Origin of the sequence: Mycobacterium sp. SMC-2, assembly GCF_025263485.1 — a bacterium.
Taxonomy (GTDB): domain Bacteria; phylum Actinomycetota; class Actinomycetes; order Mycobacteriales; family Mycobacteriaceae; genus Mycobacterium.
The window spans coordinates 249,628-269,101 of record NZ_CP079863.1 but is presented as its reverse complement, the minus strand read 5'-3'; the positions used below and the strand labels follow the sequence as shown (position 1 = coordinate 269,101).

Here is a 19,474-nt window from a genome sequence, read left to right as displayed (position 1 = left end):
TGTTACCGATGATGTCCGGGGTGTTTACGCGGCTGATAGGCCAGGACGTGGTGACCGCCGAGCTGCTCGCCGCCGCCAGGGCGGCCCGCGGTGATCTGGTTCACAGCGACGCGGGCGACGGGACTATGACACATGCGTGGCTGATCACGGGTCCGCCCGGGTCGGGGCGCTCGGTCGCGGCGCTGTGCTTCGCCGCCGCGCTGCAGTGCACCTCCGACGGGGAACCCGGGTGCGGGCAATGCCGGGCATGCACGACGACCATGGCCGGTACCCACGCCGACGTACGCCGGGTGGTTCCCGAAGGGCTGTCCATCGGGGTGGACGAGATGCGCGCCATCGTGCAGATCGCGTCGCGGCGTCCTGCCACCGGGAACCGGCAGATCGTCGTGATCGAGGACGCCGACCGTCTGACCGAGGGCGCCGCCAACGCGCTGCTCAAGGTCGTCGAGGAACCCCCGCCGTCGACGGTGTTCCTGTTGTGCGCGCCATCGGTGGATCCCGAGGACATCGCCATCACGTTGCGTTCCCGCTGCCGGCACGTCGCGCTGGTCACCCCGCCGACCGAGGCGATCGCGCGCGTGCTGATAGACAGCGACGGCCTGAGCCCGGAAACCGCGAACTGGGCGGCGTCGGTCAGCGGCGGCCACGTGGGCCGGGCGCGGCGGCTGGCCACCGATCCCGAGGCCCGGGAGCGCCGGGAGCGGGCGCTGGGCCTGGTGCGGGACGCCGCGACGCCGGCGCGGGCCTATGCCGCCGCCGAGGAATTGGTGGCCGCGGCCGAGGCCGAGGCCGTGGTGCTCACCGCGGACCGCGCCGACGCCGAGACCGAGGAGCTGCGGACGGCCCTGGGCGCCGGCGGCACGGGCAAGGGCGCCGCCGGGGCGATGCGGGGTGCCTCGGGCGCGATGAAAGACCTCGAGCGGCGGCAGAAGTCGCGTCAGACCCGGGCGTCGCGCGACGCGCTGGACCGGGCGCTGATCGACTTGGCGACGTATTTCCGCGACGCACTCATGGTCTCGGCGGGCGCGGGGTCGGTGCGCCACAACCATCCCGACATGTCCGACCGGGTCTCGGCGCTGGCGGCGCATGCCTCCCCCCAGCGGCTGCTGCGCTGCATCGAGGCCGTCCTGGAATGCCGCGAGGCGTTGGCCAGCAACGTCAAGCCCAAGTTCGCAGTCGACGCCATGGTGGCCACCTTCGGCCAGGAACTGCGTGACTAAGTTGGGTTGGCCCGCCCGCCTGCCGTAGACTCGTGCCGCCCGGCGTGCGGGTGTGCCGCCTTAGCTCAGTCGGTAGAGCGATTCACTCGTAATGAATAGGTCGGGGGTTCGATTCCCCCAGGCGGCTCCATTTTTTCCGCCGAGTGTGAAGCCAGCCGCACACTCGGCGGGCGCCGCTAGGCCGGCGCTATAAACCCCACCGGGCCCGACGCGAGGCACAACGCCAGCGCGGTGGTGTTGGCCCGCACGGTGATCGCGTCCCCGGCGCCCGGCAGGCGAGCGAACACCCGGTTGAGTCCCGGATGCACGGGCACCTTGACGTCGGGTCCTTGCGTCAGCGACAGCGTCATCGTCCCTTCGCTGTTGGCCAGGTAATTGAGTTCGACGCTCCAGTCGGCGGGCAGCAGCGGCCCGTCGAGGACCAGGCGCGCCGGCTTGTCCGGCTGCGCGAAATACCCGCACTGCGGCATGGGGCCCGGCACGATCGTCCGCACCCAGCTCACCCGCGCCTCGACCAGCCGCCCCGAGCTGTCCAGCATCCGCAATTGCGTTGTGGCCGGGGCGAATTCGGGCCTGTCCCGCAGCAGGGCGAACATGTGGCTGGCCAGGTTCTCCGGCGCCGCCACCCGTTGCAGCACAAGCGGATCGACCTCCTGATCCAGCAGTGGCGCCGCCGAGGCCGCATGCGCCGCGGCCAGATCGGCCCGGGCGTTCTGCAGATAGCGCTGGGCCGGGTTGTCCCGCCAGCTGGCCAGAAATGTCGCCGTCGAGTACAGGCTGCTGGCCACGAATAGCGCCGCCAAGCCCAGCGTCGCCACGGCGCGTTTGGGGGAGGCGTCCAGCCACCGCGGCCCAGCGGGCCGGTTCGGCGCGCACAACGCGACGGCGGCCAGCAGCGCCAGCACGAAGACGAGATCCGGGAAATAGCGCAGGGTTTGGGCGAGTTCGAGCGCGGTCTGCTTCGACGAGCGCATCAGATAGACCGGCACCTGGCAGGCGACGGCGTAACCGGCCGCGGTCAGCCACACCGGCCCGATGCGCTGCTTGCGCAGCAGTGAGACCGCGAGCGTGCCGGCGAGCACCAGCCAGCCGAGCGCCATCACCGACGGCGGGGGCGTCGCCCACGGCGAGGCCGGCGCCCACCGGTCCCAGTGCCACGGCCCGCCGGCCAGCCCCGGGACGATGCCGTGCGTGATCGATCGCGCCAGCAGCTCCGACGTCATCACCAGATCGGAACTCCACCGCCGCTGGTTCACTACGCCCAGATAGAGCGCGACCCAGCAGCCGGTCAAAGTCAGCGTTGCGATCCACAACCGGAGCCCGGCCCGCCACACCGTCGGCAGCGCCGCCCGATCACCCTGGACGTGGCGCAGCAGCGCGGCCACCGCGAACGCGACGAACGGGATCACCGCGGCTTTCTCGAAGAACAGCAGTCCACCCAAGTAGACCAGCGTCCCGGTCACCGCGTAGCGCTGGTTGCCCGTGCGAACCAGCAGGATGGCGTCGGCGCACACCCACGCCAGCGCCGCCAGCATCGGCAGCGAATTGAGCGCCGCCGCCCACCACGCGAACCCGGGCACCGCCAGCGGCGTGAACAGCGCGAACATCAGCGGGATCAGCAGCACCGGCCGCCGGCCGAGGATGACGTAGAGGGCGCGCAGCAGCGCGAGCCAAGCCAGCAGCTGCAGCACCAGCAGGCTTATCGCCGGCCCCGTCCAGTTCAGCGGGGCCAGCCGGATGATGGCGCCGCCGACCAGGAAAGCGCCCGGCATGACGTGGCCGTCGTGGTCGTCGAAGAGGTAAGCCGGCGACAGCAGGCCGTGGGTGCCGGCCTTCCCGATGAGGATCAGGTCGTCCCAATAGAAGTAGCCCCCGAAGGCCAGCGCCGCGCGTATCCCCAGCGCAGCGGCGATCAGCGCGACGGCCAGGGCCACTATGTATGGTGGGCCGGTGCGCGCACTGGTTACCGGGGCAGCCGGATTCATCGGCTCGACGCTAGTCGACCGTCTGTTGGCCGAGGGCCACGCAGTGGTGGGGCTGGACAACTTCGCCACCGGCCGCGCGACCAACGTGGAGCACCTGGTAGGCAATCCGTCGTACGTCTTCGTCGAAGCGGACATCGTCACCGCCGATCTGCAGGCCATCCTGGCTGAGCACCGGCCGGAGGTGGTCTTCCACCTGGCGGCCCAGATCGACGTGCGGCGCTCGGTGGCCGACCCGCAATTCGACGCCTCGGTCAACGTCATCGGCACGGTGCGCCTCGCCGAGGCGGCGCGGCTGACGGGGGTGCGCAAGGTCGTGCACACCTCGTCGGGCGGATCCATCTACGGCACACCGGCGCAGTACCCGACCCCCGAGACCGTGCCGACCGACCCGGCCTCGCCGTATGCCGCGGGGAAGGTGGCCGGCGAGATCTACCTGAACACCTTCCGCCACCTGTACGGCCTGGATTGCTCGCACATCGCCCCGGCCAACGTCTACGGCCCCCGCCAGGACCCGCACGGCGAGGCGGGCGTGGTGGCGATCTTCGCCCAGGCGCTGCTGTCGGGCAAGCCCACCAAGGTGTTCGGCGACGGCGGCAAGACCCGCGACTACGTGTTCGTCGACGACGTGGTGGACGCCTTCGTCAAGGCCGCCGGGGAGGCGGGCGGCGGGCAGCGGTTCAACATCGGCACCGGCGTGGAAACCTCGGACCGGCAACTGCATTCGGCGGTGGCGGCGGCCGTCGGCGGGCCCGACGACCCGGAATTCCATCCGGACCGGCTGGGCGATCTGAGGCGGTCCTGCCTCGACATCGGTTTGGCCGAAAAGGTTTTGGGCTGGCGTCCACGGGTCGAGTTGGACGACGGGGTGCGCCGGACGGTCGAGTACTTCCGGAAGGCCCAGACGGTCTAGCCCCGCCGAGCGTGTAAATACTGCGAAAGTTCGGCGGGTTTTTCGCAGTGGCTACACGTTCGACGCAGATTGAGGAGCGTCGGGCGCCTGGGCGCCCTCGATCGCCAAGGCGCGGGCCAGTCGCGCGTAACGCAGTTCGAGGTCCTTGAAGCGCATGTAAGTGCTCAGCGTGGTGAAGCAGAACGCCATGATGAGCGCGTAGAGCATCAGGTCGGTGCCGCGGCGCACACCGAACCAGTGCGCCACGACCGTGGTGTCGTCGGGCCGCAACACGGCGTAGACGCCGGCCAGCACGAAGACGACGTAGCCGACCTTTACCCAGGCGCGGGACCGCGCGTTCCTGCGGGATCGCAGCAGATAGACCAGTAGCGCGATGATCGACCCGATCAGCAGCACCTGGATCCAGTTCATCGGTGAGCCCTTCCTCGCAGAAACCCGTCGAAGATGATGTTGACGCCGTTGAGCAGCGGCTGCCCCTTCGACTTCGAGTAATCGGTGTAGAGCACCTCGACCGGCTGTTCGACCACACGCCAATGGTTTTCGGCGATCAGCATGATGAACTCGTTGGCGTGGCTCATGCCGCTCATGGTGATGTCCAGCCCGTCGGCGACCTTCTTGTTGAACACCCGCAGCCCATTGTTGGTGTCGGTCAAGCCAAGTCGGCGACCTCGCCGGCTCAGCCGCGCCGCGGTCTGCAACACCAGCCGCTTCAGAAACGGCGGCCGGGCGCCGACGTTCGCCCCGAACCGCGTCCCGATGACGACGTCGACGTGCTCCGCGCAGAGCCGGTCGACCATCGCGGCCAGGTCCTTGACCCGATGCTGCCCGTCACCGTCGAAGGTGGCGAACACCCACGCGCCCGGTTGTTTGCGCGCGTACTCGACGCCGGTCTGGATGGCCGCACCCTGGCCCAGGTTGATCGGGTGGCGCACCAGGTGCGCGCCGGCCCGCCTGGCGATCTCGCCCGTGTCGTCGGTGCTGCCGTCGTCCACGCAGACGACGTTGTCGAAGATCGAGCGCACATCGGCGACCACCTCGCCGATGACGGTGGCTTCGTTGAAGGCGGGGATGACGATCCAGGCGCCCGAGTATTTGGCTGCAATGTCCATTCAGCCCAAAAGGTACACGCGATCAGCTGGTCAGGCGCCCGGCGCGCGAGAGCGCGACCAGATGAACCCCGATTCCCACCACCGGGCCGCACAGCAAGCCGACGACGGTGCGCGTCGGCAGCGGCAGCGGTAACAGCAGCAGCAATCCCGACGCCAGCGTGGCGCCGACCCAGCCCAGCGAGTACGCCCGGTGCAGCGCGGCCGCGACGGCCCCGGCGCCGGTGAGCGTCAGCATGGCGATCGCCACCGCGGCCGCCGTCAGCCAGGCCAGCAGCGCGCCGCTGGCCTGGTACTGCGGCCCGAAGGCGACCCGCAGCAGCCACGGGCCCACGAGTCCGGCCGCCAGCACTCCGACCGCACCGATGCCGCCGACGATCCCCGCCGGGGCGAGCAGCGCCCGAATCCGGTCGCTGCGCGCGTCGACGAAATGGGCGATCAGGTTGCCCTGCATGGCCGTCAGCGGCACCAGCAGCGGGGCCCGCGTCAGCGTCACGGCGAGGATGATCACCCCGCCCTCGGCCCCCAGCTCGTTGCTGGTCAGCTTCAGCAGCACCGGAAAACCCATCACCAGAATGGCGCTGGCGCCGGCGGCGGTGATCGAGTGGGCGGCGCCGCGCAGGAAGGCCTGGGCGCCCACGGGCGTCAGCAGGCGGGCGGCGGCCCGGGCCGAGGGCGAGGCCACCAGCATGATCAGCCAGGCGCCCGCGCCCGCGACCGTGGCCCACAGGAAGCCGGCCAGGCGCCAGCCGAGCACCACGGTGGCCGCGGCGACCGTCACCCGGCTGACCGCGTCGGTCACCATCAGCGCCCCGTACCCGGTCCACCTATCGCTGCCGGCCAGCATGCCCAGCAGCGTGGCGTGCACGCAGAACCCGGCCAGCCCGATGCTGAGCAGCGCCACCGACAGCCAGCGCTCCTCGACGAACACCCACCAGCTCCACAGCGGCGAGCTGGCGCCGATCACGACGGCCGCGCCCACCCCGACCAGCATGGCGACCCGCAGCGGGTGGGTTCGCGGTTGGTCGGCCGGCAACGCCGACGCGGCATGCCGCGTCGAGCGGACCTCCCGGGTGGTCTCCTGCATCAGGCCGAAAGCGGCGCCGGTGGCCAGGCCGAAGGCCCCCCAAAAGACGCCGAACACCGAAAAGCCGCCCGGCGCCAGGTCGCGGGCGGCCAGATAGACCACCGCGTAACCGCACAGGGCGGTCAGCGCCGTCGCGGTGCCGACCCGGGCGACGCTGCCGCGTGTGATCGGACCGGCGCCCGTGGGGGCTTGGGTACCGCCGACTTCGGGCATCGCCACAATTTGAAATAGTAGGTGTCCGTGGACGCTGGTCCGCGGTGGCGACCGGGGTTCGCTATCGTGGGCGGCTGTCGGAAAGGATCCATGGCCGCCTTGCGCATTTTCGGGATCTCGCTGTTGGTCACCGTGGCGGCCCTTGTTCTCGGGTATGCCCACGGCGGCCTCGGCGCCCTGCTTCTACTGCTAGCCCTGGCGCTCCTCGAGATCTCGCTGTCGTTCGACAACGCCGTCATCAACGCCGCGGTCCTCAAGCAGATGAGCCCGTTCTGGCGGCAGATGTTTCTGACGGTTGGGATTCTCGTCGCGGTGTTCGGGATGCGGCTGATCTTCCCGCTCGTCATCGTGTGGGCGACCGCGGGCCTCGACCCCGTTCGTGCGATGGAGTTGGCGCTGCATCCCCCGCCGCACGGCGCCCTGGAATTCCCCGACGGCTCGCCCAGCTACGAAAAGCTCATCGTCGCCGCGCATCCGCAGATCGCGGCGTTTGGCGGGAGCTTCCTGTTGATGCTGTTTCTGGACTTCGTGTTCCACGATCGAGACATCAAGTGGCTCAAATGGATCGAGATTCCGTTCGCCCGCATCGGGCGGCTGGGTCAGGTGTCGGTGGCGGTGACCGCCGTGGCGCTGGTCCTGGTGGGCACGCGGTTGACGCACTCCGGCGACGAGCGGGCGACCGTGCTGACCGCCGGGCTGCTGGGCCTGGTGACGTACCTTCTCGTCAACGGGCTGAGCCGGGCGTTTCGGCCCCCGGGGTTCGAGGCGGCGTCGGCCGGCAGGGCGGTCGGCAAGGCCGGGCTGACCATGTTCCTTTATCTCGAGGTGCTCGACGCCGCGTTCTCGTTCGACGGGGTCACCGGCGCCTTCGCGATCACCTCGGACCCGATCATCATCGCGTTGGGTCTTGGGCTGGTGGGCTCGATGTTCGTCCGGTCCATCACCATCTTCCTGGTGAAGCAGGACACGCTGGACCGTTACGTGTACTTAGAGCACGGCGCGCACTGGGCGATCGGCGTGCTGGCGGTGATCATGCTGGTATCGATCGAACCGCGATTCCAGGTCCCCGAGCCGGTCACCGCCTCGGTGGGGGTGGTGTTCATCGGGGCGGCGCTGGGCTGGAGCGTGCTGCGCAATCGGCGCCACGCCCGGGCCGCCGCGTCGTCACCGGCTTAGGCCTCGATCTGGCCGGCGATGCGCCGTTCGATGCCCGCCCTCGCGGGGGCCGGCAGCACGATCAGGCCGTCGAGTTCCTTGCTCGCCCGCGCGTAGGCATTCTGTCGTTCCTCGCGGGTGGCCGCCTCGTCCTGCGCCAACTGCAGCAAGCTTCGGGCCCGTGCCATCCGTTGTTGCTCGTCCGCCGAGAAGTCGCTGCGGCGCCGGCGAATCGCCTCGGCCTCGGCGATCTCGAACGCACTGATGTACTCGTGGACGGCGTCGCGGTATTCCACCAACGCGTCCCGGTTTCCGACCAGCGCATCGGGCGGGTCCGGCCGCAACAGGTCCGCGTGCCGCTTCGCCCGATGGAACGCAATGGTCAGTGGCGCTCGCATATCGGTCATCATCGGGAAGTCCAGTAATCGCGCGATATCGACTTCGTAGTCGAGCCACCGGGCGTCGGTACGGTCGTGCGACGCAACGAGTCTGGCGATCTCTCGGCGGTCGCTTTCCCGGTTGGTCCGCACCCGGCCCGACGCCTCGGCCACCGCGATCTTGGCTTGCTGCTTCAGCCGATACCGTTCCAGCCGGCGCTCCGCCCGGCGCTCGTTCGCGGCGGCAACGGCCCGAAGGCCCCCGCCGATAGCACCGCCCAGCGGAAAAACCAGCCACCAGAAGTTGGCGGCGAAATGCCACACCGGGGTCACATCGCCAGGATGCCACCGGAAATCGGCGCGCGGTTACGCCACGAGCATCACTGCACGTCGGCCCGCGTCAGTGCCGTCGTGACTTGAACCGCTCCACCGAACGCTCCACCTCCGCTTCGGCTGCCGCTCGGTCAACCCAGTCGGCCGCCTTGACGAACTTGCCCGGCTCCAGCGCCTTGTACTGGGAGAAAAAGTGCTTGATCACATCCAGTTCGTGCTCCGGCACGTCCCCGATGTCCTGGATGTGGTCCCAGCGGTGGTCGCCGGCCGGCACGCACAGCACTTTGTCGTCGCCGCCGGCCTCGTCGACCATCCGGAACATGCCGACCGGGCGCGCCTCAACGATCACGCCGGGGAACACCGACTCCGGCAGCAGCACCATCGCGTCCAGCGGGTCACCGTCCTCACCCAGGGTGTCCTCGATGAAGCCGTAGTCAGTGGGATAGGCCATCGTGGTGTAGAGGTAGCGGTCCAGACGCACCCGGCCCGTCTCGTGATCGACTTCGTACTTGTTGCGCTGGCCCTTCGGAATTTCGATGGTCACGTCGAATTGCACTGTGCGCTCCTTAGATCTGGGCGGTTCGCGGTGGTCCGTTTGCGTCGGGGATCACCCTAGTCGAGGCGTTTGCGGCGGATTCGGCAGAATGGGCGGGAGACAGTCAGGAGAGCGATGGGTCCCACTCGCTGGCAGAAATCCACCCATGTGTTCGTCGGGTTGGCGGTGCTGGCGTTCGTCGCCGCGGTGGTGGCGGCGGCAACGTTTTTCACCTCGGCGGGGCACGGCGGCAACAACTCGCATGCCCCGATACCGCCCCCGCACGCGGTGGCGGTCAAGCCGGGAATGGTTCCGGTCAGCGACAGCGCCGAGACGCCCAGCCCCGCCGGGGTGGCGGCCACGCTGGCGGCCGTGGCGGCCGATCCCAACCTGGGCAGGTTGGGCGCCCGGGTCAGCGACGCCATGACCGGAACAGAGCTCTGGCAGGTGGCGGACGACGTGCCGCTGGTGCCGGCGTCGACCAACAAAGTGCTGACGGCGGCCGCGGCCCTGCTGACCTTGGACCACCAGGCCCGGATCAGCACGCGTGTGGTGGCCGGCAGCCAGAACGCGCAGGGCCCGGTGGTTCTGGTCGGTGCGGGTGACCCGGTGTTGTCGGCGGCGCCGCCCGGCGCGGACACCTGGTACCGCGGGTCGGCCCGGATCAGCGACCTCGTCGAGCAGATCCGCCGCAGCGGCGTGACGCCGACCGCGGTGCAGGTGGACACCTCGGCGTTCAGCGGGCCGACGATTGCGCAGGGCTGGGACGTCGCCGACATCGACAACGGCGACATCGCGCCCATCGAGTCCGTGATGATCGACGCCGGGCGCATCCAGCCGAGCACCGTCAACTCCCGGCGCTCGCGGACCCCGGCGCTGGATGCCGGGCGAGAACTGGCCAAGGCGCTGGGCCTGGATCCGGCCGCGGTGACGATCGCGACGGCGCCGTCGGGGGCGCGGCAGTTGGCCGTCGTGCAGTCGGCGCCGTTGGTCCAGCGGCTCTCCGAGATGATGGACCACTCCGACAACGTGATGGCCGAATGCATCGCCCGCGAGGTGGCCGCGGCCATCAACCGGCCGCGCAGCTTCGCCGGTGCGGCCGACGCGGTGACCAACCGGTTGAACAGCGCGCACGTCGACACGGGCGGCGCCGCGCTGATGGATTCCAGCGGCCTCTCGGTCGACGACCGGTTGACCGCCAAGACGCTCGACGGGGTGCTGCAGGCGGCCGCCGGACCCGACCAGCCGACCCTGCGGGCCCTGCTGGACCTGCTTCCCATCGCCGCCGGCAGTGGCACGCTGGCCGACCGCTTCACCGACGCGGGCTCCAACCAGGGCCCGGCCGGCTGGTTGCGCGCCAAGACCGGATCGCTGACCGCCATCAACGCCCTGGCGGGGGTGCTCACCGACCGCAGCGGACGGGTGCTTACGTTCGCCTTCATCTCGAATGCCGCCGGCCCGAACGGCCGCAATGTGATGGACGCGCTGGCCACCAAGCTGTGGTCCTGCGGGTGCTCATGAGCCCGCCTTCGGAGCTGACGCTCGGTACCGCCGTCGACTGGGGATTCGCCGCCACCGTTGGGCAACGACTGGCCCGGCCCGGTCCGCCGTCGAGCGACTACACCCGCCGCCAGGTGATCGACGAACTCACCAGCTTGGCCGCCAAGGCCGAACCGCCGGTGCGCGAAGTAACCGGTCTGATCACCGAGGGCACCGTGCCCGCAGCCCGCGTCGTCGATCGCCCGCAGTGGATCGGCGCGGCGGCCGAGTCGATGCGGGTGATGATGAACGGCTCGGAGAAGCCGCGGGGCTTCCTCACCGGTCGCCTCACCGGCGCCCAGACGGGGGCCGTGCTGGCGTTCGTGTCGTCCGGAATTCTCGGCCAGTACGACCCGTTCGCGGCCGGAAAAGAGGGCTGCCTGCTGCTGGTGTATCCGAACGTCATCGCCGTCGAGCGCCAACTGCGGGTCGAGCCCTCGGACTTCCGGTTGTGGGTCTGCCTGCACGAGGTGACGCACCGGGTGCAGTTCACCGCCAACCCGTGGTTGTCCGAGCACATGTCCCAGGCCCTGGCGCTGTTGACGCGCGACCCCGGCGAAGACATCGCGCAGGTGGCGAGCCGGCTCGCCGCATACGTCCGCAACCGCGGCAACGCGGCGGCGGACGGCAGCTCGTCGGGAATCGTGGGTCTGGTGCGCGCGGTGCAGTCCGAGCCGCAGCGGCAGGCCCTCGATCAGCTGCTGGTGCTCGGCACGCTGCTGGAGGGCCACGCCGACCATGTGATGGATGCCGTCGGGCCGATGGTGGTGCCGTCGGTGACCACCATCCGCCGTCGATTCGACGAGCGCCGCAACCGCAAGCAACCTCCGCTGCAGCGCCTGGTGCGCGCGCTGCTGGGGCTCGACGCGAAGCTCAGCCAGTACACGCGGGGCAAGGCGTTCGTCGACCACGTGGTGGGGCGGGTCGGCATGGAGCGGTTCAACACAATCTGGACCGGAGCCGAGACGCTGCCGCTACCCGCCGAGATCGAGGAACCCCAGCGATGGATCGACCGGGTGCTGTAGGACAGCTGCGCGCGGCTGTCGAGGCGTTCGTCAATGCCCATGTCGCCGCCGTCGAACAATGGTGCGTGGCGCTGTCCGGCGGCCCCGATTCCCTGGCGCTCACCGCAGTGGCGGCCCAGCTGCGGCCCACCACCGCCGTGATCGTCGATCACGGCCTGCAACCCGATTCCGCCACCGTCGCCGAAACCGCCCGCGCGCAAGCCGTCGGCCTGGGATGCGTTGCCGCACAAGTCGTTCGCGTGCACGTGGGCAACGAGGGCGGTCCCGAGGCCGCCGCCCGCGCCGCGCGCTATGCCGCGTTGAGCGCGTATCACGACGGGCCGGTGCTGCTGGGTCACACGCTCGACGATCAGGCGGAGACCGTGCTTCTGGGGCTAGGCCGCGGGTCGGGTGTGCGATCGATCGCCGGGATGCGCGCGTACGACCCGCCGTGGGGGCGGCCGTTGTTGGGTGTGCGGCGCGCGGTGACCCACGCCGCGTGTCACGAGCTGGGGCTGACGGCGTGGCAGGACCCGCACAACACCGACCGCCGCTTCACGCGGACCCGGCTGCGCCTCGAGGTGCTGCCGCTGCTGGAGGACGTGCTCGGCGGTGGGGTGGCCGAGGCGCTGGCCCGCACGGCGACGGCGCTGCGAGAGGACACCGAGCTGATCGACACGCTTGCCGCCCAGGCGCTGCCCGGGGTGAAGGCGGGCGCGGGATTGCAGGCGCAGGCCCTGGCCGCGTTGCCCGCCCCGGTTCGGCGCCGGGTGATCCGCGGCTGGCTGTTGGCGGGTGGCGCAACAGGGCTGACGGACAAGCAGATTCGGGGGGTGGACGCGCTCGTCACCGCCTGGCGGGGGCAGGGCGGGGTCGCGGTCGGGTCCGCACTGCGCGACGAGCGGTTGATCGCGGGGCGGCGCGACGGCGTACTGACCCTGTGGCGCGAACCCGTTCGATAGGCCGCAATACCGGGGTCGCCGTTGGTTATTCGGCCCCTGGCGTGGCACTCTGTGGGCGTGGCCCAGATCTCCTCGGCGATCACCCCAGCGCAGCCCGCGGAGCTGTACCCGGGGGACATCAAGTCGGTGCTGCTTACCGCCGAGCAGATCCAGGCGCGAATCGCCGAACTCGGCGAAGAGATCGGCGGGCAATACCGCGAGGTGATGACCGAGACCGGACAGGATCTGCTGCTGATCACCGTGCTCAAGGGCGCCGTGATCTTTGTCACCGACCTGGCCCGGGCGATTCCGGTGCCCACCCAGTTCGAGTTCATGGCCGTCAGTTCCTACGGGTCCTCGACGTCGTCGTCAGGTGTGGTGCGGATCCTCAAGGACTTGGACCGCGACATCCAGGGGCGCGACGTGCTGATCGTCGAGGACGTCGTCGACTCCGGCCTGACCCTGTCGTGGCTGCTGCGCAACCTCAGCAGCCGCCATCCGCGTTCACTGCGTGTGTGCACGCTGCTGCGCAAGCCCGACGCGAAGGGCGCCAACGTTGACATCGCCTACGTGGGCTTCGACATCCCCAACGACTTCGTCGTGGGCTACGGCCTGGACTACGACGAGCGCTACCGCGACCTGTCATACATCGGTACCCTGGATCCCAGGGTCTACCAGCAGTAGCGCCGCCGCCGACAAGCTAGCGGCGATCGCAAGCGCGGCGAAGCCGGGCGCGGCGGGTCGCCGCCGACAAGCTAGTCCAGCTCCCACACCGCGGTCACCGAGAAGCTCACGGTCTGCTGGCCGGGTTCCAGCGGGACAGCGCTCGGCATGGCCCTCGGCGGCGTCGGCGGTCCCCCCGCCGGTGGTTCCGTCGCCTCCGAAATGGACAGCACCCTGCCCAACCGGAGCCCCGACAACTGGGCATACTGCTCGGCGCGATTCTTGGCGTCGTTGAACGCCCGCGCGCGTGCGTCCTTGACCAATTGCGAGTCGTCGGCGATCGAGTAGCTGACCGACTTGATCCGGGTGGCGTCGCCCCCGGTGCCGACGATGAGGGCCAGCATCCGTGACGCGGCGTCGGGCGGGTGGATCTTGACCGTGATGGCGTTGGTGGCGCGGTAGCCCGTGATGGTCGCGGTGCCGTTGGGCTCGGGACTGCTGAACTGCGGCTGCAGCGTGACGTCGGTGGTGCTGATGTCTTTGTGGTCGACGCCGGCGCCGACCAGCGCGTTGATGACCGCTTGCTGGCGGTCGTTGGTCTGGTTCATCGCGGCGGTCGCGTCGGGCGCTGTGAATTCGATACCCACGTCGGCGGTCAGGGTGTCCGGGACGCCTTGGACCTGACCCGAACCGAAGACCGTGACCTGGCGGGGATTCACCCCGGGTGCGGGCGCGGAAGGCGCGGAATCGCAGGCCGACAGCGCGGCGGTAGCCAAGCCGGCGACGGCCAGGGCGGTCAGCTTGCGGGCAAACCTCGGGGCGCTGGATTGCGGCATGCAGTGGACCCTAGCGCGTTTCGACGCACCTGAGTCGGACTCGGCGCGCCGGTCCGTCAGACACCGTGCATGAGCTGACGCGGCGCGCGAGGCGTCCAGGTTCATGTCAACCTCTGATGAATTGGGCCCCGGCATCTGTGGCTGATGTGTCTGCACGTTATCGCTGTCGGCGTGGGCCGCGATCATATGCAACACGCCTGAGTGTCACGGTCGCAATCCGGTGAAGACGGACCTCAAATGTCCTCGAGACGCTCATTTCGAATTCTGAGATCTGACGCGGCCCAGTGGTCAATCATGCTGCGGCGGAGCCTAGTTGACATCTGATCCGCGACGCCCATACGTCGGCCAGTGTGCACTTAGTCGAGGTTTGGCGTTAGTGAAACCGTTGTGACGAGTTTCTTATGAAACCCCTAACCGCAAGAAACCGAGGGTTTTCCCGGAAATGTGTACGGCGCAGCAGTGAGCAACGAATTGCGTAAACGCCGATCAAATCGGTAGTTAACGGGCTGCCCGCGGATTCGTGTTGACCTAATACCAGTGGTTTAACGTGGCCGCCGGAATCGCAGCGGTGACGTCATCAGTCATTGAAAGTCGCTGATGCAAAGCGCAATTGAGGGAGGACAGCGAATGTCGATCGTGGTCGCACAGCCGGACATTTTGAGTGCAGCCGCGGGGGAACTGCAGTCGATCAACGCGGCGCTACAGGCAGGCAATGCGGCTGCGGCAGGCCCGACGACGATGGTGGCTCCTGCCGCGGCCGATGCGGTGTCCATCCTGACCGCCACCCAGTTCTCCGCCCACGCCCAGCTGTATCAGGCGATCAGCGCCCAGGCCGCGCGGGCGCAAGAACAGCTGGCGACGGTGCTGGGTATTTGCGCGGGTTCCTATGCGGCTACCGAGGCTGCTAACAGCACGATGGTCGGCTAGGCGAGAGGGCGTCATGCTGGATTTCGGGCTCTTGCCGCCGGAGGTCAACTCCGCTCTCATGTATGCCGGGCCCGGCTCAGGGCCGATGCTGGTCGCCGCGGCGGGCTGGCAGGCGTTGGCCGCCGACCTGCTCACCACGGCATCCGCTTACCAGTCGGTGGTCACCGGGCTGATGGATGGGCCATGGCTTGGTGCCGCTGCCTTGTCGATGGCGGGTGCGGCCACGCCGCAGATCGCATGGTTGAACGGCGCGGCCGGCCAGGCCGAACACGCGGCCGCCCAGGCCGCCGCGGCGGCGAGTGCCTACGAGGCGGCATTTGCCGCGACTGTGCCACCGCCGGTGATCGCGGCCAACCGGGTGTTGTTGATGGAGTTGCTGGCGACGAACTTCCTCGGCCAGAACACACCGGCGATCGCCGCCACCGAGGCGCAATACCTCGAGATGTGGTCGCAGGACGCGGCCGCAATGTACGGCTACGCGGGGGCGTCGGCGGCGGCGTCGGCGTTGCCGCCGTTCGATCCGGCAGGGCCCGCCACCAACCCGGCTGGCGTGGCCGCCCAGGAAGTTGCCGTCGCGCAGGCAGTAGCGTCCTCTGCTGCCGCCGACACGCAGGAACTGTCGGCCCTGACCGACGCGATGCCCGGCACGCTGGCCGGGCTTGCCGGGCCCCCACCCGCGGCGAACCCATTCGCGAATCTGTTCAGCGGGGGCACCTTGGAGATGGATGGGATGGCTGGTGCATTCCTGGAGACGCTGACCGGCTCGTCAACCCTGCATGCGGGCACGCCGATTGACATGTTCAAAGAGTGGGTGGGACCAAGCCGGCTTTTCGTCACGATCTTCAAAGACCTCGAAGGGCTGAGCCACTCGATGGCGCCCAAGGCCGCCGCCCAGGCTGTTGAGGGCGCCGCGAAGGCGGCCGGATCAGCCTTGCCGGCGGCCCTGTCCAGCACCGGGGCGGGCGGCGCCGCGGGCGCTGTAGTAGGCGAGGCGGTGACGGTCGGCGCTTTATCGGTGCCACAGGCGTGGGCCGGTGTTGCCCCGGCGGCGACCCCCGCCGTTGCGACGCTCAACGGCCTCGCGGCTTCGTCGGCCGTGGAACCCGCGACGAACGCCGTAGGGGGTATGCCCCTCGTGGGCAGTGGCCTCGGCCGGGGAATGTCAGCCAACTTCGCGATCCCGCGGTACGGCTTCAAGCCCACGGTCATCACGCATCCGCCGGCCGGGGGCTAGCGACAACGCCCGTCAGACCCCGCCGCCGTTGGGGCGCACCCACTAAACGTCCTTGGCCGAAGACGTTGGCAGCAGCGGCATCTGAGAGTGCTCAGCGACCGGATTGGCCGCGGCTTCAAGCACAGGTTGTGGCGGACTGACGACGGGAACGCAATTCGTTCGACGGCGACTCAGTCGCGCGAGCCCTCCGGCGCCGGGTTCGGCATCAGCACTCGCTGGCGGGTCGTGACACGGAAAGGGTCCAGTGACTGCCCGTCGCCGAGGGCCCCGTGCACGTCTTCGGGGGTGATCAGACCAAGTTCGACCTGTAGCCAAGTGGCGCTGAGCCCGAACGCGTGCGCGGCACGCCTGGCCTCTTCGGCATCGGGGAAGTCGTCTGCGTTGGCGCGTCCTCCGGCCCCGTACCAGCGACCTTTCGTGACGCCGCAGGCATCGCGTAACTGCTCGACGGTGATGTCGCGGTTCAGCGTCGCTTCGAGCAGGCGCCTCAGCCCCCAGCCTGCGGCGTTCGTACGTGGCATCCATCCAGAGTAACCCGCTGCCGAAAGACGGGCAAAGTGTCCCCACCTGCGATTTATAGGATAAGACCAAGAAACTATTACTTGATACTAGACATAGATTCTGGATTTATGACATAGTGTCCGCAAGTGTGACAGCAGAAGCCAGATTCCACTAGGAGAAGACATGTCGTTCCTGACCACACTGCCGGACCTGCTGCTGGCTGCGGCCGGCCAGTTGCAGTCGATCGGGTCCGCCGTGACCGCCGCCAACTCGACGGCCGCCTTCCCGATTACGGGAGTGGTCCCCGCGGCGGCCGACGAAGTGTCGGCGGTCACCGCGGCCACCTTCGCCGCTTACGGCCAGCAATATCAGGCGATCAGCGCCCAGGCCAGCATGATCCACGAGCAGTTCGTCAGTGCCCTGGGCGAGAGTGCCGATTCGTATGCGGCCACCGAGGCCGCCAATGCCGCGCACGCCGTGGGCGGCCACTTCGCGCCGGCCATGCCCGTCCAAATGGCCCCCGCCGGACCGGCTCGCCTGGCGCCGGGCATGCCCGCTCGCGTCGCGCCCGCCGCGCCTCACCGCGTGGCGCCTGCCGCGCCCGCCCGGCCGGCCACCGCCGCCACTCCCGGGTGGCACGGGGGTGGCTATGGCGGCGAGGTCACACCCCAGCAGGGCGGCTATGCCGGCTATGGGGCTGCCAACTACGGCCGCAACGAGATGCCGTATGGGCGCGGGCATTACGGCGCCCATCCGGCCGCTCCCGTCGAGCATCGCGCGCCGGCACGCGTGGCGCCGGCCGCTCCCGTCGAGCACCTCGCGCCCGCGCGCGTGGCGCCCGCCGAGCACGTCGCACGCGCCGAGCTGGCGCCTCAGCATGTCTCACCTTCGCAACTGGCACCGGCCGCACCGGACCACCGGGCGCCCCTCGCGGCCGCCCTACCCGCCGAGAAGGCGCTGCCCATGCACCTGCCCGCCGGCACGCCGGGTGAGCACGTCATCCACGCGCACGCGGCCTTCAAAGCCGTTGCCGCGCCCAAGCCGTTGCCCACGCTGGCATAACGAAACCACCCAAGAGAGGAACGCAGTCATGGATTTCGGTGCGATGCCCCCGGAGATCAATTCCGGCCTGATGTACGCGGGCCCGGGCCCAGGCTCGATGCTGGCGGCAGCGATGGCATGGGAGGGGCTGGCCGCGGAGTTGCGTGCAGCGGCGACGGGCTACGGGTCGGTGATCCTGAACCTCACCGATGCCGGCTGGCAGGGTCCGTCGTCGGCGGCGATGGCGGCCGCCGCGGCGCCCTACGTCGCCTGGATGCACGCCACCGCCGCGCAGGCCGAGCAGGCGGGGATGCAGGCGACAGCGGCGGCGGCCGCACATGAGGCGGCGTTCGCGGCCGTCGTGCCGCCACCGCTTATCGCCGCCAACCGGTCCTTGCTGATGATGCTGGTGGCGACCAACTTCCTCGGGATGAACGCCGCGGCGATCGCGGCCACCGAGGCGCAGTACGCCGAGATGTGGGCCCAAGATGCCGCGGCCATGTACGCGTACGCCGGATCCTCGGCGGCGGCGGCCATGTTGGCGCCGATGGCGGTCGCCCCGCCCACGACTAGTGCCGGCGTGGCAGCCGGTGCCGTGGCGGCGGGTGAAGCCGAAATGCAGGCCGCCACCCAGGGATTGGCCACTCAGGCGACCATGGGGCTGCCGTCGACGCTCAATTCCTCCGCGTCGTCGTTGCTCAGCAGCTTCCCCTCGGCCGTCAGCAGTTTCACCGACTTGCTCGGCGCGCCCTTTGGGGCTGAGGGCGCCGGCACAGCCACGTCAGGACTGGGTGGGATGACGGCATCCAATGCGGGGCTTGTGGCCGCCATGCCCGCATCCGGGGCAGCGTCCCGGGCGGCGATGCCCGGTATGGAGCGCCTGGTTCCGGCCACCCCGTCGATGCGCGCGCCGGAGATGCTGGCGCCTGCGCGGCTGATGCCGTCCGCGGCCATGGGGCAGGCTGCTCCGGTTGGAGGTCTGTCGGTGCCGCCGAGTTGGCCCGCGACCCCGGAGGCCGCCGCACCTGCCGCCACGCCGTTGGGAGCTGCCGGCGCTCCGATGCTGGCCCCCCGCGGTATGCATGCGGGGCAGCTGGGCGCAGTGGAGATGCGCGGCTTCGGCGCCGCCGTGCCGGCCCGCTCCAGCGTATTGCCGCAGCTGGTCGGATGACGAAAGGGGAGAGGCAATCTCGACGTAACGCTAACCAAAATAACTAATTTACAACAATTTTCGAAGGAGATATGTAATGACAACACGATTCATGACCGATCCGTATGCGATGCGCGACACGGCGGGCCGCTTCGAGGTGCACGCCCAGACCGTGGAGGACGAGGCCCGCAAGATGTGGGCGTCCTCGATGAACATCGCCGGCTCCGGCTGGAGCGGTCAGGCGCAGGCCACCTCGTACGACACCATGGGTCAGGTCAACCAGGCCTTCCGCAACATCGTCAACATGCTGCACGGAGTGCGCGACGGACTGATCCGCGACGCCGACAACTACGAGCAGCAAGAGCAGGCCTCGCAGCAAATCCTGGGCAGCTAGCCCACCACCGACGGACAAACAGGAGACGATTAACAATGACCATCAACTATCAATTCGGCGATGTCGACGCCCACGGTGCCTTGATCCGCGCCCAGGCCGCGTCTTTGGAGGCTGAGCACCAGGCCATCATTCGCGATGTGCTTGCTGCGGGTGACTTCTGGGGCGGTGCCGGTTCGGTGGCCTGCCAGGAGTTCATCACCCAGTTGGGCCGCAACTTCCAGGTGATCTACGAGCAGGCCAACGCCCACGGTCAGAAGGTGCAGAGCGCCGGCAACAACATGGCCAGCACCGACAGCGCCGTCGGATCAAGCTGGGCCTAGTCG

The 19,474-nt window shown here is 69.3% G+C and carries 20 protein-coding genes, 1 tRNA gene and 1 pseudogene; 14 read left to right on the top strand and 8 right to left on the bottom strand.

Annotated features, from left to right (window positions below):
* Positions 1-11: 11 nt before the first annotated feature.
* Positions 12-1,220, top strand: coding sequence for a DNA polymerase III subunit delta' (locus KXD96_RS01385; RefSeq protein ID WP_260742514.1), 1,209 nt, complete (start codon positions 12-14; stop codon positions 1,218-1,220).
* A gap of 54 nt (positions 1,221-1,274) precedes the next feature.
* Positions 1,275-1,350, top strand: a tRNA-Thr gene (locus KXD96_RS01380).
* A 46-nt stretch (positions 1,351-1,396) separates the two neighbouring features.
* On the opposite strand, the gene KXD96_RS01375 is transcribed toward KXD96_RS01380, so the two are convergent.
* Entirely contained in the window at positions 1,397-3,205 is a 1,809-nt protein-coding gene (locus KXD96_RS01375; RefSeq protein ID WP_260742513.1) for a hypothetical protein, read from the bottom strand.
* Between KXD96_RS01375 and KXD96_RS01370 the strand changes: the two genes are divergently transcribed.
* Positions 3,171-4,115 carry an NAD-dependent epimerase/dehydratase family protein gene (locus tag KXD96_RS01370; protein ID WP_260742512.1) on the top strand — a complete coding sequence of 315 codons (945 nt, stop codon included), beginning with the start codon at positions 3,171-3,173 and terminating at the stop codon, positions 4,113-4,115. The genes KXD96_RS01375 and KXD96_RS01370 overlap by 35 nt on opposite strands.
* A 51-nt stretch (positions 4,116-4,166) precedes the next feature.
* On the opposite strand, the gene KXD96_RS01365 is transcribed toward KXD96_RS01370, so the two are convergent.
* Genes KXD96_RS01365 through KXD96_RS01355 form a run of 3 tightly spaced genes read right to left on the bottom strand, consistent with a single transcriptional unit; the run spans position 4,167 to position 6,521 of the window.
* Positions 4,167-4,526: a DUF2304 domain-containing protein gene (locus KXD96_RS01365; protein WP_260742511.1), complete on the bottom strand. Its 360-nt coding sequence runs from the start codon at positions 4,524-4,526 to the stop codon at positions 4,167-4,169.
* Entirely contained in the window at positions 4,523-5,224 is a 702-nt protein-coding gene (locus tag KXD96_RS01360) for a glycosyltransferase family 2 protein (protein WP_260742510.1), read from the bottom strand. The genes KXD96_RS01365 and KXD96_RS01360 overlap by 4 nt, the downstream gene beginning before the upstream one ends.
* 22 nt (positions 5,225-5,246) lie before the next feature.
* Entirely contained in the window at positions 5,247-6,521 is a 1,275-nt protein-coding gene (locus KXD96_RS01355; RefSeq protein ID WP_260742509.1) for a hypothetical protein, read from the bottom strand.
* A gap of 90 nt (positions 6,522-6,611) precedes the next feature.
* Between KXD96_RS01355 and KXD96_RS01350 the strand changes: the two genes are divergently transcribed.
* The gene (locus KXD96_RS01350; RefSeq protein ID WP_260742508.1) at positions 6,612-7,697 is read left to right on the top strand and encodes a DUF475 domain-containing protein; all 1,086 of its coding nucleotides are present in this window, start codon (positions 6,612-6,614) and stop codon (positions 7,695-7,697) included.
* On the opposite strand, the gene KXD96_RS01345 is transcribed toward KXD96_RS01350, so the two are convergent.
* Positions 7,694-8,386 (bottom strand): hypothetical protein, encoded by a 693-nt coding sequence (locus tag KXD96_RS01345; RefSeq protein WP_260742507.1) that lies wholly within the window; start codon positions 8,384-8,386, stop codon positions 7,694-7,696. The two genes, KXD96_RS01350 and KXD96_RS01345, sit on opposite strands and share 4 nt — an antisense overlap.
* 67 nt (positions 8,387-8,453) lie before the next feature.
* Positions 8,454-8,942 carry an inorganic diphosphatase gene (locus tag KXD96_RS01340; protein ID WP_260742506.1) on the bottom strand — a complete coding sequence of 163 codons (489 nt, stop codon included), beginning with the start codon at positions 8,940-8,942 and terminating at the stop codon, positions 8,454-8,456.
* A 114-nt stretch (positions 8,943-9,056) separates the two neighbouring features.
* Here KXD96_RS01340 and dacB point away from each other — a divergent pair, with 114 nt between their 5' ends.
* The 4 genes from dacB to hpt are packed head-to-tail and all read left to right on the top strand — an operon-like array spanning position 9,057 to position 13,089.
* The gene (gene dacB, locus KXD96_RS01335; protein ID WP_260742505.1) at positions 9,057-10,442 is read left to right on the top strand and encodes a D-alanyl-D-alanine carboxypeptidase/D-alanyl-D-alanine-endopeptidase; all 1,386 of its coding nucleotides are present in this window, start codon (positions 9,057-9,059) and stop codon (positions 10,440-10,442) included.
* Positions 10,439-11,485, top strand: coding sequence for a zinc-dependent metalloprotease (locus KXD96_RS01330; RefSeq protein ID WP_260742504.1), 1,047 nt, complete (start codon positions 10,439-10,441; stop codon positions 11,483-11,485). The genes dacB and KXD96_RS01330 overlap by 4 nt, the downstream gene beginning before the upstream one ends.
* The gene (gene tilS / locus KXD96_RS01325; protein WP_260742503.1) at positions 11,464-12,426 is read left to right on the top strand and encodes a tRNA lysidine(34) synthetase TilS; all 963 of its coding nucleotides are present in this window, start codon (positions 11,464-11,466) and stop codon (positions 12,424-12,426) included. Before KXD96_RS01330 ends, tilS begins: the two co-directional genes overlap by 22 nt.
* A gap of 51 nt (positions 12,427-12,477) precedes the next feature.
* Positions 12,478-13,089 (top strand): hypoxanthine phosphoribosyltransferase, encoded by a 612-nt coding sequence (hpt, locus tag KXD96_RS01320; RefSeq protein ID WP_260742502.1) that lies wholly within the window; start codon positions 12,478-12,480, stop codon positions 13,087-13,089.
* A 71-nt stretch (positions 13,090-13,160) separates the two neighbouring features.
* On the opposite strand, the gene KXD96_RS01315 is transcribed toward hpt, so the two are convergent.
* A complete protein-coding gene (locus KXD96_RS01315; protein ID WP_260742501.1) occupies positions 13,161-13,904 on the bottom strand; it encodes an SIMPL domain-containing protein in 744 nt (247 codons plus the stop codon).
* Positions 13,905-14,531: 627 nt separating this feature from the next.
* Between KXD96_RS01315 and KXD96_RS01310 the strand changes: the two genes are divergently transcribed.
* Both KXD96_RS01310 and KXD96_RS01305 read left to right on the top strand, forming a co-directional pair.
* Entirely contained in the window at positions 14,532-14,831 is a 300-nt protein-coding gene (locus KXD96_RS01310) for a PE family protein (RefSeq protein WP_260742500.1), read from the top strand.
* Between the two features lie 13 nt (positions 14,832-14,844).
* Positions 14,845-16,065: a PPE family protein gene (locus KXD96_RS01305; RefSeq protein ID WP_260742499.1), complete on the top strand. Its 1,221-nt coding sequence runs from the start codon at positions 14,845-14,847 to the stop codon at positions 16,063-16,065.
* A gap of 170 nt (positions 16,066-16,235) precedes the next feature.
* Here the strand turns inward: KXD96_RS01305 and KXD96_RS01300 are convergent, their stop codons facing one another.
* Complete coding sequence (locus tag KXD96_RS01300; protein WP_260742498.1) at positions 16,236-16,586, bottom strand: hypothetical protein; 351 nt, start codon at positions 16,584-16,586, stop codon at positions 16,236-16,238.
* Positions 16,587-16,749: 163 nt separating this feature from the next.
* On the opposite strand from KXD96_RS01300, the pseudogene KXD96_RS01295 reads away from it, so the two are divergent.
* The 4 genes and pseudogenes from KXD96_RS01295 to KXD96_RS01280 all read left to right on the top strand — a co-directional run.
* Positions 16,750-17,043, top strand: a pseudogene (locus tag KXD96_RS01295) (PE family protein); the annotation flags it as partial.
* A 613-nt stretch (positions 17,044-17,656) separates the two neighbouring features.
* A complete protein-coding gene (locus tag KXD96_RS01290) occupies positions 17,657-18,778 on the top strand; it encodes a PPE family protein (RefSeq protein WP_260742497.1) in 1,122 nt (373 codons plus the stop codon).
* A 76-nt stretch (positions 18,779-18,854) separates the two neighbouring features.
* Positions 18,855-19,151, top strand: a complete 297-nt coding sequence (locus KXD96_RS01285; RefSeq protein WP_260742496.1) for a WXG100 family type VII secretion target — start codon at positions 18,855-18,857, stop codon at positions 19,149-19,151.
* Between the two features lie 35 nt (positions 19,152-19,186).
* Positions 19,187-19,471, top strand: coding sequence for a WXG100 family type VII secretion target (locus KXD96_RS01280; protein ID WP_260737568.1), 285 nt, complete (start codon positions 19,187-19,189; stop codon positions 19,469-19,471).
* The last annotated feature ends 3 nt before the right edge of the window (positions 19,472-19,474 follow it).

Bases quoted from the DNA above. Each gene is read 5' to 3' on its own strand.
- KXD96_RS01285 (WP_260742496.1), top strand. From the start codon at position 18,855: ATGACAACACGATTCATGACCGATCCGTATGCGATGCGCGACACGGCG.
- KXD96_RS01355 (WP_260742509.1), bottom strand. From the start codon at position 6,521: ATGCCCGAAGTCGGCGGTACCCAAGCCCCCACGGGCGCCGGTCCGATC.
- KXD96_RS01360 (WP_260742510.1), bottom strand. From the start codon at position 5,224: ATGGACATTGCAGCCAAATACTCGGGCGCCTGGATCGTCATCCCCGCC.
- KXD96_RS01290 (WP_260742497.1), top strand. From the start codon at position 17,657: ATGGATTTCGGTGCGATGCCCCCGGAGATCAATTCCGGCCTGATGTAC.
- KXD96_RS01280 (WP_260737568.1), top strand. From the start codon at position 19,187: ATGACCATCAACTATCAATTCGGCGATGTCGACGCCCACGGTGCCTTG.
- KXD96_RS01300 (WP_260742498.1), bottom strand. From the start codon at position 16,586: ATGCCACGTACGAACGCCGCAGGCTGGGGGCTGAGGCGCCTGCTCGAA.
- KXD96_RS01365 (WP_260742511.1), bottom strand. From the start codon at position 4,526: ATGAACTGGATCCAGGTGCTGCTGATCGGGTCGATCATCGCGCTACTG.
- dacB (WP_260742505.1), top strand. From the start codon at position 9,057: ATGGGTCCCACTCGCTGGCAGAAATCCACCCATGTGTTCGTCGGGTTG.
- KXD96_RS01315 (WP_260742501.1), bottom strand. From the start codon at position 13,904: ATGCCGCAATCCAGCGCCCCGAGGTTTGCCCGCAAGCTGACCGCCCTG.
- KXD96_RS01350 (WP_260742508.1), top strand. From the start codon at position 6,612: ATGGCCGCCTTGCGCATTTTCGGGATCTCGCTGTTGGTCACCGTGGCG.
- KXD96_RS01375 (WP_260742513.1), bottom strand. From the start codon at position 3,205: ATGAATCCGGCTGCCCCGGTAACCAGTGCGCGCACCGGCCCACCATAC.
- tilS (WP_260742503.1), top strand. From the start codon at position 11,464: ATGGATCGACCGGGTGCTGTAGGACAGCTGCGCGCGGCTGTCGAGGCG.
- KXD96_RS01305 (WP_260742499.1), top strand. From the start codon at position 14,845: ATGCTGGATTTCGGGCTCTTGCCGCCGGAGGTCAACTCCGCTCTCATG.
- KXD96_RS01310 (WP_260742500.1), top strand. From the start codon at position 14,532: ATGTCGATCGTGGTCGCACAGCCGGACATTTTGAGTGCAGCCGCGGGG.
- KXD96_RS01385 (WP_260742514.1), top strand. From the start codon at position 12: ATGTCCGGGGTGTTTACGCGGCTGATAGGCCAGGACGTGGTGACCGCC.
- KXD96_RS01330 (WP_260742504.1), top strand. From the start codon at position 10,439: ATGAGCCCGCCTTCGGAGCTGACGCTCGGTACCGCCGTCGACTGGGGA.